Below are 13,563 nucleotides of genomic sequence, written 5' to 3' on the forward strand. Positions count from 1 at the left end.
GCGACCAGGCCGCAAGCTAGATCGCCTCGATCACAGCCTTCAACTCGCCGGCGACATGACCCGCGATCGTTGCCAGTGCATTGTTCTGGATGGCCTGCATGGACGCCACCGGATCCACGGCGGCGACCTCGGTCTTGCCATCGATCTCCTGCACGACGAGATTGCATGGAAGCATGGTGCCGATCTTGTTTTCGGCCTGCAGCGCCTGATAAGCCATCTTCGGATTGCAGGCGCCCAAAATGACATAAGGTCGCAAGTCGGCACCGATCTTCTCCTTCAGCGTGGCTTGCACATCGATCCGGGTCAGCACGCCAAATCCGCGCGCCTTGAGTTCGGCGATCGCTTTATCGACTGCCTGCTGAAATGGGAGATCGACCGTCTTGGCGAAGTAGTAGCTCATGCTGCTCTCCTGAGGTCGGGCGGCGACGCGATACGATCATGCGTATCATGACCAGCAGGCCCAAGACCTGTCGGGCAGCTGCTGAGCTGACCGGTTGTGATTGTTTACCCCTCGACCCTGCGGGACGGCAAGCGTGGCCGGCGCAGCGTGCCGCATCGCACAACCTCCGATCGTCATCAGCCGGTTATGCGACGCAGCTAGCCTGCGTCCTTAAAACCATAACGAAATCCGGGAGGACGACCATGCATCGACCCGATCTCGTCGCTGCGGCGCTGGGCCTATTCGCCTCAGTCGCGATCATAGCTACGCCCGCCGCTGCCTCGCCCTGCACCAATCTGCAGACGCTCAACCTCATGCACACCACGATCACCTCGGCAACCGATGTCACCGGCGGCACGTTCACGCCGCCGGGTTCCACGCCGATCACCGGACTGCCGCCGTTTTGCCGCGTCACCGCGACGCTGACGCCGACCGCCGATTCCAACATCAAGATCGAGGTCTGGCTGCCGGAGAACAATTGGAACGGACGCTTCCTCGGCACCGGCGGCGGCGGTTATCAGGGCGTCATCACCTATTCCGAGCTCGCCACCAGCATCCAGACCGGCTACGCGGTCGCCAACACCGATCTCGGCACCGGTTCCTCCGGCTGCAATCCGCTGTTCTGCGGCTCCGACGGCAACAAGGGCAACGCCCTCGCCATCGCGTTCGGCGATCCGGCCAACCCGTCGACCGGCCTGTTCGGGCATCCGGAACGGATCAAGGATTTCGGCTACCGCGCGATCCACCTGATGACGGTGAGGGGCAAAGAGATCGTCAAGGCGTTCTATCCGCGGGCTGCGAACAAGGCCTATTTCGCGGGATGCTCGACCGGCGGCCAGAATGCGCTGATGGAAGCGCAGCGCTTCCCGCATGACTACGATGGCATCGTCGCCGGAGCCGCCGCATTCAACCGGACGCATCTCCACATGTGGGCGCTGTCGGTGTGGCAGGACACGCATGCGAGCGCCACGCGCTTCATGCTGCCGGCGCAGATGCCTGTCATCAACAAGGCCGTGCTCGCGCAATGCGCCGGCCACGACGGCGGCGCCAAGACGGACGCGTTCCTGACCGATCCGCGGGACTGTCGCTTCGATCCCAAGGTGCTGGAATGTAAAGGCGGCGAGGCGCCGCCCGCCTGCCTCACGCCCGACCAGGTGACGACGATGCGCAACTATTATCTCGGCGCCGTCGATCCCGTGACCGGAGAGGTCATCAATCCCGGTCCTGCGCGCGGCAGCGAGACCGACAACGTTCTGGCGCTCGGGCTCGTGTTCGCCGAGCAGCTTCCGGAGCCGGCCTTCGACGGCCTGTTTTATTGGGTCTATGGCGCGAGCTTCGGCATTCCGACCAGCCCGACCAATTTCGCCAATTTCGACTTCCACCACGACATCGGAAGAGTGGACGAGCAGCTCGCGCCCGTCCTGAACGCGACCAGCACGGATCTAAGCGAGTTCCGCGAACATGGCGGCAAGCTGTTGATGTATCACGGCTGGGCCGACCCACTGCTGCCATCGCAAGCCAGCATCAACTATTTCAATGCGCTGGTGCGCAATGGCCGTGCCTTCGCGCAGCCGGCGCATTTGGGGGACGACGACCCTGCCCTCAAGGAGACCCAGAGCTATGCGCGGCTGTTCATGGTCCCCGGCATGTATCACTGCTCGGGAGGCCCGGGACCGAACGTGTTCGACGCGCTGACACCGCTCGTCAATTGGGTCGAGCACGCGGATGCGCCGGAGACGATCCTTGCGACGAAGTTCGTCAACGACACGCCGTCGTCGGGCGTACAGATGACGCGGCCGCTCTGTGTCTATCCCAAGGTCGCGAAATATAATGGCAGCGGCAGCACCAGCATCGCGGCGAATTTCACCTGCGTCCCCGACGGACACGACTTCAACGAGACGCCGGCCCCGCAATACGGACCGTGAGACCCGAACTGCCCCGGCGGGACAGCCGCCGGGGCAGCGCTCAGCATCCCCGGCAGATCCTGAGCTTGCGGTCGAGCGCTGCACTCTCCCCATCGATCGCTTCGATGCCGGACTCGTCGTAGACGACGTCCTTCACGCTCGGCTGGCGGTGGCCAATCGGCGCGGGCAGCGGAGCTACATGCGGCCGCGACCTCGCCGACATCGTCACGGAGGTCACGGGGCAGCACCGGGCACCACGGTCTGAGTCACGGTCTGGGACAGGGCGGCGCGGCCATTGAGCAACGCAGCAAGCAGGAAGGTCTTGACCAGGCTGTGCATGGAATCCTCTCCGTTCGCAGTGCGCGCGCTATCGGTTCGACACGGGCCGCTCGGCTTGGGCCGACAGCTTCCTGGAGGTCGAGGCGAGGTGATACATGAACGGCATGTCGTGCGGCGCGGCCTTGGGCTGGCGGATCGGGATCTCGTGCGGCGTCTGAATCATCGGCTGATCTCGATCGTGCTGGAGCAGCCTTTCCGGATCGCATGGGCTACCGCCAGATTTCAGCGCCCGACAAAACGGTTGCCGGCGTAAAGTGCGGCCATGACATCTGAGGCGCGCGCACGTCGCCTTCTGAGCGCAGCTTTCGGACCGTTGCTCCAAGACATCAGCATGCCGGGAATGCGCGAGATATGTTTCAGCTGTAATTCGATCCGGGTTGCAGGCGGCCAAACGCGCACTAAGTTGCACCTCGCATCGAATCAAATCAGGTCGCGCCGTGTCACGCGCGCCGAGCCAGTTCGCCAGCGGCGACCGCCTCGGCCAGTAAAAACGATGTGATGGAGGCGACGTCCCTCGGTGTAACCCGCCACAACACCCTGAAGACGAACGACACCTGAAGAAGGCATGGCATCCATGCGCAGCAGTTCAAGCCGATTTGCGGCCGCCTTGGCCGCGGATGGCATCCGACATCCGGAGGTCCGCCGGTGATGTCCATGACGCGACGCGAGCTTCTCTGGGGCGCGGCCGGCCTGCCGCTTGCGGCTGCCGTGGCTGCGAGCGTGATCGCGCCTTCGCGCGAGGGCTACACCCAGACCGCCCGCGGCAAGATCTGGTGGAAGATCGAAGGCTCCACCTCGCGCACCCCGTTGCTGTTGCTACACGGCGGCCCCGGCGCCGGACACAATTATCTGGAGCCACTGGCGAGGCTCGCCGATCAGCGTCCCGTGATCTTCTACGACCAGCTGGGATGCGGCCGCTCGGACAAGCCCGATGCGGCCGATCTCTGGCACATCGACCATTTCGTGCAGGAGATCGACCTGTTGCGCGCCGATCTCGGCTTGGATCGCGTCATTCTCTATGGGCATTCCTGGGGTGGATGGCTGGCGCTGGAGTATCTCGCTCGGCACGGCAATCAAGCCAAGGTCGATGCCCTGGTGCTGGCAGGAACATCCGCTTCGGCGCGCCAATTCGCGGATGGCGCCGCGCAGCTGCTCGCGGCCATGCCCGGCGGGCTCGACGCCAGGCGCCGTGAGCTCGAAGCGGCCGGCAAGACCGACACGCTGGAATATCAAGACATCGTGCAGGCCTTTCTCGATGCGCATGTCTATCACGACACCCCGCCCTCTCCCCATTTTGCGAAGACGATCGAGAACATCTCGACCTCGAAAACCTACGCGCCGATGAATGGCCCCAACGAATTCACCATGACCGGCACGTTGCGGGATTGGAACCGGGAGGGCGCGCTCGCCGCGATCGACATCCCGACCCTGGTACTCACCGGTGAATTGGACGAGGTGACGCTCGACTGCCATCTCACGCTTCAACGTGGGATCAGGAATGCGCATCTGGTGGTCATGCCCCATGCGCGACATCTGGCGATGCTGGAGCAGCCGGAAAGCTACAACTGGATCCTGCGAGGCTTCCTGTCGAACAAGGCGTAGTGTTGCGGCGCTACGCTCGTACCTTTTGTCCGAAGTTCACGCCATCGTTGGCGGATGCAGGCTCAGCGCGGCACCTGCAGAAGCTCGTCGTCGCGCCGGACGGACGCGACGAACCGGTAGCCGACGCCGCGTTCCGTCGCGATGATCGGCCCCGAGGAGGATGCTCGCTCAAGGATGCGCCGAAGCCGCAGAACCTGAACGTCGATGCTCCGGTCGGAAATATCCGCGCGCAGGCGCGTCGCCTGCAAGAGCTGGAGCCGCGTCAAGGTTCGTCCGGGCGCCGCCAGAAACGCCGCAAGCAGCGCGTGCTGGGCGCGATTGAGTTTCACCGCCTTGCCTTCGGGATCGATCAGCGCACGCGTCATGCGGTTCAACGTCCAGCCGTTGAAGCGATCGACACCGCGTTCGCCGGCGGGAACGTGAGCCTGACGCGCCAGGCACTCGCGACGGCACAAGGCGCGCGCGATCGCCCACAATTCCTGTAAGTCGCCGGTCTTCGCAAAGCAGGCATCGGCACCAAGCTTCAGCGCCAGAATGCGATCGGCGGTATCGAGCTCGGTCCCGGTCGCGATGATGGGGATGGAGACTTGCGACCTGATCCAGCGGAGCTGGTCCACCCTGTCCGCAACGATGGGCCAGAGATCGATCAGCAGAAAGCCAAGCAGCGGGCTCTTCAGCAGTGACGCCAGCTGGTCCGACCGCTGTGCCGACCAGACGCTACGGACGCGGCCGTCGAGAAACGAGATGACGCGATCACGGAAATCTCCATCGTCGCTCACGATCACGGCATCGTCGAGCAAATCGGCCCTTGCTTCCGAAGTCCCCCACCCGGCAGCGCGGTCCGGCAGATCCTGCAGGCAACGCCGGTCATGATACATCATCGCCGCCTCTTCGAGGTTGCACTCCGGCGGATTGATCACGGGGCCAGCAAGACCGCTTGTCATCTCGTGCAGCGGATTGTCGAGGCGTGCATTTTTCGACGCCGCGCCACCCCTTCGCGGTCGGGTTCCTTCTGCCCACGCACCTCAGCCTCGCATGGAATTGGCTTGTCGGTTGATCAAAACTGAGGCAACGGTTCGGACCTATGCCGTCATCGACTGCGTGAATCAGGTCGCCTATGCTCGAACAACGTGCCCGCATTTCTGCTGCCGGGTCTGTCTGCTCGCCGTCAAATCGAACGGCACCGGCTGTAACGACCCTGCCCCATGGCGGTCACCAGGTTCGTGACATGCTCGCTGAAGCCTTTCCGAACATATTGTTCGACGCGCCGCCGCGTTCGATCGTCGAGATTGCCTACAGCCGGATCGGCGCCCATCAGATCACCTATATCCGTTCGGGCAAATGGACCGGCGAAACATCGGCTGCGCAGTCGGATGCGCTCGGATTCGGCGAGAGCATCAAGCTGGTCTGGCTGTTGAGCGGATGCATGGCCATTGAAGACCGCGACAGGAGGGTTGCGATCAAGGCCGGCGAGGCCTTGCTGGCGCGCCATTCCTCGGATTGTCTTCTGGCCGGCAGCGACGATTACGAAAGCCTGGTGCTGAGACTCCATCCCAGCGCCGATCCGGCCTGGCGCGACCTCGTCGAGGCCGGCGGGCAGGAGCTGCGCATCGGCTGCAGCAGCGCGGCAGCCGCGGCGCATGCCGGCTTCATGGCCCTGTTGCGCCAGACCAATCACGACAGCACCAGCGAACTCGCGGTACAGTCCTTGTTCGAGCTGGTCACCCGCTCCGCCAATCGCGGCATCGTGAAGCCGGCGTCGGACCCGGTCGCCCCGAGCCTGTATCGGGCTCGCGAGCTGATCCGGCAGAACATCGCCGACCCCCGCTATACACCGGAGCGGCTGGCGCATGACCTCGGCCTGTCCCGCCGCTCGCTGTATAATCGCTTCGCCGACAACGGAGTGACGCCCGCCGCGTTCATCCGCATGGTCCGGCTCGCGCAGGCGAGACAGGAGATCGAGAACGATCCGTCCGGAGCAACGCCGCTCACCACGATCGCGCTCCGCAACGGCTTTCCCGACAGCTCCAGCCTGTCCCACGCCATCAAGTCGGCCTACGGCGTATCGCCGCGCGCACTGCGCGGCCGTCGATAGGCTTCTCGTCGAAGAGAAGGTCGAGCGCCTCCGCTCGAACCGCGCCAGCCTAAGGTTGCGATCTGCGAACAGGCAGCGGTCGCCGCAGCTCGCCTGCAACCCGTTATCAGACAAGCAGGAAGCGGGCCGGCGCGTCGTCAACCGCCAATTGTCGAACATCTGCGCGTAACGAATCCATCATTAAACGGCCATCCGCAGTTAATGAACTTTTCGTAAGGTCGTCATCGGCCGGTGACGCCGAGCCCCTAGAGCACGCCCGCGATTTCTCGCGCATTCTCATCATCCGATTCCCGTTTTCGCTCCTCAGGAGTTATCGATGCCCGCTCTCGGTTCACGCCGGCGCCTTGCGCTTGCGTCCATCTCGCTCGTCGCGCTCGCCTTCGCGTCTCCTGCGCTCGCGACCACGGTCACCTACGCCCCCTACATCCAGCCCGGCGATCTCGGCCCGCTCGGCAACCGCGACCAGGTGGTCATCGCCTGGCAGACCGACGAGACCGCGCCGAACCCGTCGGCCTACAAGGTCGAGTTCGCCGCCGCGCCGCAGCAGTTCGCGGCCGTGCAGCCTCAGGCGCGCGTCGTCGACAATTACCTCGCCGCCGACCGGGCGCTGCCGGTGCCGCCCGGCGCCTATGGCGCACACTCCAACTACACCGCCGTGCTGCGCAATCTGAAGCCGAACACCACCTACACCTACCGTGTCACCGGCCCCGGCCTGCCCGCCGGCGGCTTCCAGGCGCAATTCCAGACCCGCAAGACCGGCAACAAGTTCTCCTTCACGGTGATGGGCGACGAAGGCTTCTTCCCGGCCCAGGCCAACTCGAGCATGCTCACCGACTATTTCGCCCGCATCGTCCACCTGATGTACAATTCGGGCAAGATCGCGCTGCCGGGCGAGCCGGCCCGACCGGCCGGCGAGTTCGCGCTCAACACCGGCGACAACGTCTACAACACCGGCTCGGAGCAGAGCTACCGCGACTACTGGATGCCGGTCTGGAACAGCGACGTCGATAGCGTCGACCGGGGCGCGCCGTTCATCCGCTCGATGCAGAACTATATCGTCGTCGGTAACCACGACATCGGCGGCAGCGGCGATTACGTCAACCTGCTCGCGACGACCACGAGCGCAGCACGCTATCAGGGCCAGACCGGCGGCGGCGACGCGCTCGCCTACTACAATCTCTATTATTTCCCGCTGAACGGTCCGACCGGTGTCGATCCTGCCTATGTGCTGAACGGCGACACCAACGCCTCGGACATGACCGGCTTCAAGTTCGCCTATAACGGCACCAACTACTCATCGCCGGCGGCAGCGGAAGCTTTCCGTGCCTCGACCGCGGTCGACACCGGTCAGGGCATGAAACGCCAGATCGACCACATGGGCAATTTCTCGTTCGACTATGGCAATGCCCATTTCGTCTTCCTGGATTCCAACCCGCATCTCTTCAATGCCCTGGTCGATTACGCCGCAATCTACGCCAAGGCGCCGTCGGCATTCCCGGCCTACCCGAAGATCCTGCGTGACTGGCTGATCAAGGACCTGGACTCCTCCGACAAGACCTGGAAGATCGTGGTCTACCACCATCCGGCGTTCTCCTCCGGTCATGCGACGCTCCGCAACAACCAGATGCGCCAGATCACCAAGCTGCTCGAGGATCACGGCGTCAACGTCGTGTTCAACGGCCATGAGCACAACTATCAGCGCACACGTCCGCTGCGCGCCGGCGCGACCGTCGCGGCGGTGCCGACGTCAACCGGGCCGGAGGCGGTCTCCGTCGACACCGTGTTCGACGGCGTGAAGAGGCGCGTGCCGGATGGCGTGCTTCACGTGGTCGAGGGCGCCGGCGGCAACCGCGACTTCGACGGCGACGAGGATAGCCCGCGCGGCTCCGGCCGCGGGCTGGACCAGGAAGATTCCGCGACCGGCAGTGTCGTGCTGGGCGACGGCAACAGCTACCCGCAGGGCCAGGCCTCCTGGCTCGACACCCACCTGACCAACGCCGAGATGTCGCCGTTCATCGCCGGCGCCGGCAAGGGAGCGAAGATCACGGTCAACTTCAAGGCCAAGGTGTTCTCGTTCGGCCATGTCGTGGTCGACGGCAACAGGCTGACGCACTATCAGATCAGCGAGCCGCTGCTTGCGACCTCCTCGGCGAGCACGGCGCTGCCGGCCCCTTACGGTCGCGATTATTACGGCAATCCGGTCAAGGATCCGGTGCCGGACACCGTGGTGGATCCCGCGACCGGCAAGGTCGTCACGCCGAGCCAGGACGGCCCGTCCGTTCTGCTCGACAAATGGACGATCGAAAAACCCGATCTCGACGACAAGGTCACGGTGCGGCTGGTCTACCAGGACAGCGGGCTGAAGCTGAAGGTGAAGAACCGTTCGCAATATGCGCTGAACGGCGCGCAGCTCGTGCTGGAAGCCGGCTCCTATTCCGGTCCCATCGACGACACCCACAACGTGATCGGCGACGAGCTGGTCGTGACGCTGGGCCGCATCGCGGCCGGCGACAGCGCGACGCTCGACCTGCCGACGGAGAGCCGTCACATCCACGGCAAGCTGCGCTCGGCGACCGCCCAGCCGATCGAGGTCGATTGCGATCGCAACCGCGACCGTGATTATGACTACGACTCCATCCGCGATCGTGTCGAGGATCAGATTCGGGAGCTGCTGGGCAACTATGAGCGCGACTAAATCCCGGTCGCAAGCCGGATAGCAAGCATCGTCGGAGCGGATGGCGCGAACGCCATCCGCTCCCTTGTTTTTCAGCTTCGTGCGTGGCGGTCGTCCCGGCTTCCGAGGGCCTTTCAGCCCTTCAGCGCCGTGACCACGATCTCGATCAGCGCGCCGCCGCCGAGATCGGCGACGCCGACGGTGGCGCGGGTCGGCAGGTCGTCGCCGAAGAACTCGGTCCAGGCCGCGTCCATCTCCTTCTTCTTCGACAGGTCGGTAACGAAGATCTGGCCGCTAACCACGCGCGACTTGTCGGTGCCCGCCTCCTTGAGGAAGCCATCGATCTTGCCGAGAATGTTGCGGGTCTGCTCGCCCATCGACACGGAGGTGTCGTCGGCGATGGTGCCGCCGATGAACACGAAGCCGTTGGCCTCGACGATGCGATGATGGATGGCCGAGCGGATCTTGCGGGTGATGGTCATGATGTCCTCATGCTGTTGTTGAAGGGCTAGAGTTGCGGAACCGCGCGATGCTGAGATCGCCGATGCGGGTTTGCGTGCCGCCATGGACGATCAGCTCCGCCATGACGGCGCCGGCACCCGGGCCGAGCTGAAAGCCATGGGCCGAGAAGCCGAACTGGTGATAGAGGCCTTCGTGAACGGCGCTCGGGCCAAACACCGGGATATCGTCGCGCATCCGTGCCTCGATCCCGGCCCAGGCGCGCACGATGGTGGCGTTGCGCATCACCGCGAACAGCTCGGCGACGGTGCGCGCGCTCTCCGACAGTTTGCGCCAGTCGAGCACGGTCGCGTTGCGGTCCTGATAGGGCGTGGCGAGATGGCCGCCGCCGATCAGCACCGTGCCGTTCTTGAACTGCTTGAAGGAGAGCTTGCGGCCGCGCAGGATCACGACGGGATCGATGAAATGGGCGACGGGTGAGGTGATCATCAACATCGGCGCGATGGTCTCGACCGGCACCGGCTCGCCGAGTGCGGCTGCGATACGGCCGGCCCAGGCGCCGGCGGCGTTGACCAGCACCGGCGCGGCATAGCTCTCGGTCCCAACTTCGACGCGCCAGAGCTTGCCATCCTTGCGGATATTGGTCGCCGGCACGCCTTCATGAACGATCGCGCCAAGCTGTTCGGCCTTGCGGCGGAACGCGGTCGTCGTCCGCGCCGGCTGTGCCGCGCCGTCGCGCCGCGACACCACGCCGCCCGGACAGCTCTCGGCAACCGCCGGCACCAGCCGGCGCAGCTCGGTGCCGTCGATCAATTCCTCATGGATGAAGCCGCGCGCATTCAGGTCGGCGACGCGCGCGCGACACGCGGTCAGCTCGGTCTCGTTCTCGGCGACCAACACCTGGCCGTGGCTCTCGAAGCCGCAATCATCATCGACGAGATCGGCGATGCTTTCCCAAATTCCCATCGAGCGGATCGACAGTGGGATCTCCGCGACATCACGCGCGAGCTGGCGCACGCCGCCGGCATTGACGCCGGAGGCATGACGGCCGGCATAATCCTTCTCGATCAGCACCGGCTTCAATCCGGCGAGACAGAGATGCAGCGCGGTGGAGCAGCCATGGATGCCGCCACCGACGATGATGGCATCCTTCCTGACGATCATCCGCGCACCACGGCCTTGGTCGCCTGTTCGTTCTTTGGCAAAGCGGCAAGCTCCGAGAGCATGATCGGCTTCACCGGCGCGCGCAGGCGGTAGTAGCCGATCTCCTGCGGTGTCTTGCCGCGCGCCTCTGCCATCAGCTCGGTGACGGTGAGGCCACAGAGCCGGCCCTGGCACGGCCCCATGCCAGTGCGGCGATAGGCCTTGAGCTGATTCGGCCCTGTGGCACCGATGGCCACGGAGTCCAGAACATCCTGCGCGGTGACCTCCTCGCAGCGGCACACGATGGTGTCGCCCTTTGGAATGCGAAACTGCTTGGCAGGTTGAAACAGGATGTCGAGGAACCTACGCCCGCGTTCAGCGCGCGCACGCTCGGCGCGCAGATCGGCGACCCCTGCCATCTTCGCTGCGGCCTGCGGCGCCAGCGCCACAACGGCAGCATGGGCCGCGATCCGCCCCCGCCACACCGCCGCTTGCGCACCGCCGATGCCGGCGCCATCACCGGCGATGGCGATGCCGGGAACGGAGCTGTTGCAGTCCTGATCCAGCACCGGCGACCAGCAGAGTTGCAGCTCGTTCCAGCGATGCTCGACACCGGCGGCCATCGCCAGATTGACATTGGGCACCACGCCCTGATGCAACAGCAGGAGATCCGCCGGAATGGTCTCGCGCTTGCCGCCAGCGACATAGCTGACGGTCGCGAGCTTGCCATCGCCGGCGGCGGCAAACTCGGTAACGCCTTTGACCACCGGCACCTTCGCACGCACCTCGCGCATCATCGCCAGGCCCTTCATGAAATAGGGCGAGGTCATGAAGGCAAAGGCGTGCGGCAGCGCGGCCAGGTAGTTGGCGCGCGGCGTGGTATCGAGCACGCGGTCGATGCGGCCGCCCAGGCGCAAAATCTGCGCCGCGAGGAGCCACAGCAGCGGGCCCTGCCCCGCAATGACGGTGCGACCATCCGGCACCAGGCCTGAGGATTTCAGCATGGTCTGCGCCGCGCCCGCCGTCATCACTCCCGGCAATGTCCAGCCGGGAATCGGAAACGGCCGCTCCAGCGCGCCGGTCGCGATGATCACGCGCTTGGCCTTGATGAAGGCCGAGCCGCCGCCGACGGAAACGCCGAGCTCGAGATTGCGATCGAGGCTCCACACGGTGGCGCGATGGATGATCTCCGCACCGCTGTCACGCGCGGCCTTCGCGATCTCGGCCCCCGACCAGTAGTCGCTGCCGAGCACGGCCTCGCGCTTCACCGGCGTCGAACCGATCGCGCGCCAGACCTGGCCGCCGGGGCCGGCATTCTCGTCGAGCAGCAACGTCGACAGGCCCGCGCCGGCCGCCGTTGCGGTGGCGGCAAGTCCCGCGGGGCCTGCGCCGATCACGACGACGTCGTATTGATCCCGTTTCGGCGTGCTCATCGGCCGATCTCCCGCTTGCCCTTCTGGATCTCTATCTTCATCCCCTCCGCGACCTGGACGAGGCAGCCTTGGCGATTGCCGACGCCGTCGATGGTGACGAGGCAGTCGAAGCACACGCCCATCATGCAATATGGCAGGCGCTTCGCGCCGCTGACGGCAGTGGCGCGGCGGGCATCAAGGCCCGAGGCAAGCAGCGCAGCGGAGACGCTGTCGCCTTCACGCGCCTCCACAGCCGCGCCTTCGACATAGATCGTCACGGGTGGCCTGCCGTCAGCATCGGTTCGTTTGAACATTCTCAATTCTCCTGGCCGCGCGCGGCCGTATCGATGTCAGTAATAGCCGCTGCCGGTCGCTGCGGTGTCGCCCGAGAAGCGCCGCGCCGAGAACGGCTCGACGAGCTCCGGCTCGAGCGCGCCACGCTGAACCATCCGCGCGATGTCGAAGGCATGGTTCGCGGCCAAGGTCACACCGGAATGGCAGCAGGCGACGAAGGCGCCGGGATGCGTCTCCGACTGGTCGTAGATCGGGAAGCCATCCTTCGGCATCACGCGCAGGCCGGACCAGCTGCGCACCACGTTGAGCCGCGACAGATGCGGAAACATGCGCTGGGCGCGATCGGCCATGACGGCATTGATCGGATGGTTCTGCACGCGATCGTCTAGTTCGTCCTCCTTGCTGTCGCCGATCATCACCGTGCCCTCGTCGGTCTGGCGAATCGTCGTCAGCGCATGCGGCAGGAACGGCATGGTCCGCTCGGTCACGATGATCTGGCCGCGCGTCGGTCCCATCGGCGCGGACAGCCCGACCATCGGCGCCAGCGTCTGGTTGGCGTTGCCGGCGGCGAGCACGACCTTGGCCGCACGCAGCTCGCCTTGCGCGGTCGCCAGGCAGAACTCGCCACCATCGCGCGCGATCGATGAGACCGGCCGTTCCGGAAGATAGTCGACACCGAACTGTTTCATGCCGGTGTGGAAAGCGCGGAAGGTGCGCAGCGAATTCACATGGCCGTCGAACGGACAGAAGCTGCCGCCGGAGACCTCTGGACCGATCAAGGGCAGCATCTTCTTGACCTCGGCGGCAGGCAGCATCTCCATCCGGTAGTCGGCCGCGCTGGCCTGGTTGTGCATGCGTGCCACGAGCTGACTGCGCTGCTCGTATTCGGCATCGCCCAGCGTCAGATGGAAGCCGCCGTTCTGCTGCAACACCACGTCCAGTCCGGTCTGCTGCTTCAGCTCGGCCGCAAGTGTCGGCCAGGCCTGCGAGCCGCGCACGGTCCAGCCGGTATAGGCCGGCATGCCCAGCCCCTTGCTCTGCACCCAGACCAGCGCGAAATTGGCGCGCGAGGCGCGTTTGGCGATGTCGCCTTCGTCGAGCACGGCGACGCGCTGGCCGAGCCGGCCGAGCCCCCAGGCGATGGCGGAGCCGAGCAGTCCGCCGCCGACGACGGCGACGTCGTAGTCTTTACTCATAGTATC

The 13,563-nt window shown here is 65.1% G+C and carries 13 protein-coding genes; 4 read left to right on the forward strand and 9 right to left on the reverse strand.

Going from position 1 to position 13,563, the window contains the following annotated elements:
* Positions 1-16: 16 nt before the first annotated feature.
* Positions 17-400, reverse strand: coding sequence for a DUF302 domain-containing protein (locus QXZ85_RS22945; RefSeq protein WP_315705605.1), 384 nt, complete (start codon positions 398-400; stop codon positions 17-19).
* A 242-nt stretch (positions 401-642) separates the two neighbouring features.
* Between QXZ85_RS22945 and QXZ85_RS22950 the strand changes: the two genes are divergently transcribed.
* Positions 643-2,364: a tannase/feruloyl esterase family alpha/beta hydrolase gene (locus QXZ85_RS22950; protein WP_315727903.1), complete on the forward strand. Its 1,722-nt coding sequence runs from the start codon at positions 643-645 to the stop codon at positions 2,362-2,364.
* 40 nt (positions 2,365-2,404) lie between these two features.
* On the opposite strand, the gene QXZ85_RS22955 is transcribed toward QXZ85_RS22950, so the two are convergent.
* A complete protein-coding gene (locus tag QXZ85_RS22955; protein ID WP_315727901.1) occupies positions 2,405-2,581 on the reverse strand; it encodes a hypothetical protein in 177 nt (58 codons plus the stop codon).
* A gap of 129 nt (positions 2,582-2,710) precedes the next feature.
* Positions 2,711-2,845 (reverse strand): hypothetical protein, encoded by a 135-nt coding sequence (locus QXZ85_RS22960; RefSeq protein ID WP_315705602.1) that lies wholly within the window; start codon positions 2,843-2,845, stop codon positions 2,711-2,713.
* Positions 2,846-3,330: 485 nt separating this feature from the next.
* Here QXZ85_RS22960 and QXZ85_RS22965 point away from each other — a divergent pair, with 485 nt between their 5' ends.
* Positions 3,331-4,284, forward strand: coding sequence for a proline iminopeptidase-family hydrolase (locus QXZ85_RS22965; protein WP_315729544.1), 954 nt, complete (start codon positions 3,331-3,333; stop codon positions 4,282-4,284).
* Between the two features lie 62 nt (positions 4,285-4,346).
* On the opposite strand, the gene QXZ85_RS22970 is transcribed toward QXZ85_RS22965, so the two are convergent.
* Positions 4,347-5,228, reverse strand: a complete 882-nt coding sequence (locus tag QXZ85_RS22970; RefSeq protein WP_315705600.1) for a winged helix-turn-helix domain-containing protein — start codon at positions 5,226-5,228, stop codon at positions 4,347-4,349.
* Between the two features lie 284 nt (positions 5,229-5,512).
* Here QXZ85_RS22970 and QXZ85_RS22975 point away from each other — a divergent pair, with 284 nt between their 5' ends.
* The gene (locus tag QXZ85_RS22975; protein ID WP_315705599.1) at positions 5,513-6,379 is read left to right on the forward strand and encodes an AraC family transcriptional regulator; all 867 of its coding nucleotides are present in this window, start codon (positions 5,513-5,515) and stop codon (positions 6,377-6,379) included.
* A gap of 316 nt (positions 6,380-6,695) precedes the next feature.
* Positions 6,696-9,074 (forward strand): metallophosphoesterase family protein, encoded by a 2,379-nt coding sequence (locus QXZ85_RS22980; protein ID WP_316174882.1) that lies wholly within the window; start codon positions 6,696-6,698, stop codon positions 9,072-9,074.
* Positions 9,075-9,187: 113 nt separating this feature from the next.
* Here QXZ85_RS22980 and QXZ85_RS22985 read toward each other — a convergent pair whose 3' ends face one another.
* The 5 genes from QXZ85_RS22985 to QXZ85_RS23005 are packed head-to-tail and all read right to left on the reverse strand — an operon-like array spanning position 9,188 to position 13,557.
* Positions 9,188-9,535, reverse strand: coding sequence for a RidA family protein (locus QXZ85_RS22985; RefSeq protein ID WP_315705597.1), 348 nt, complete (start codon positions 9,533-9,535; stop codon positions 9,188-9,190).
* A 7-nt stretch (positions 9,536-9,542) separates the two neighbouring features.
* Positions 9,543-10,676: an FAD-dependent oxidoreductase gene (locus QXZ85_RS22990; RefSeq protein ID WP_315705596.1), complete on the reverse strand. Its 1,134-nt coding sequence runs from the start codon at positions 10,674-10,676 to the stop codon at positions 9,543-9,545.
* Entirely contained in the window at positions 10,673-12,088 is a 1,416-nt protein-coding gene (locus tag QXZ85_RS22995) for an NAD(P)/FAD-dependent oxidoreductase (RefSeq protein WP_315705595.1), read from the reverse strand. The genes QXZ85_RS22990 and QXZ85_RS22995 overlap by 4 nt, the downstream gene beginning before the upstream one ends.
* A complete protein-coding gene (locus QXZ85_RS23000; RefSeq protein WP_315705594.1) occupies positions 12,085-12,381 on the reverse strand; it encodes a (2Fe-2S)-binding protein in 297 nt (98 codons plus the stop codon). The genes QXZ85_RS22995 and QXZ85_RS23000 overlap by 4 nt, the downstream gene beginning before the upstream one ends.
* A gap of 36 nt (positions 12,382-12,417) precedes the next feature.
* Positions 12,418-13,557 (reverse strand): FAD-dependent oxidoreductase, encoded by a 1,140-nt coding sequence (locus QXZ85_RS23005; protein WP_315705593.1) that lies wholly within the window; start codon positions 13,555-13,557, stop codon positions 12,418-12,420.
* Positions 13,558-13,563: the final 6 nt, after the last annotated feature.

The sequence above is a fragment of the Bradyrhizobium sp. SZCCHNGR1005 genome, assembly GCF_032489995.1.
GTDB lineage: Bacteria > Pseudomonadota > Alphaproteobacteria > Rhizobiales > Xanthobacteraceae > Bradyrhizobium.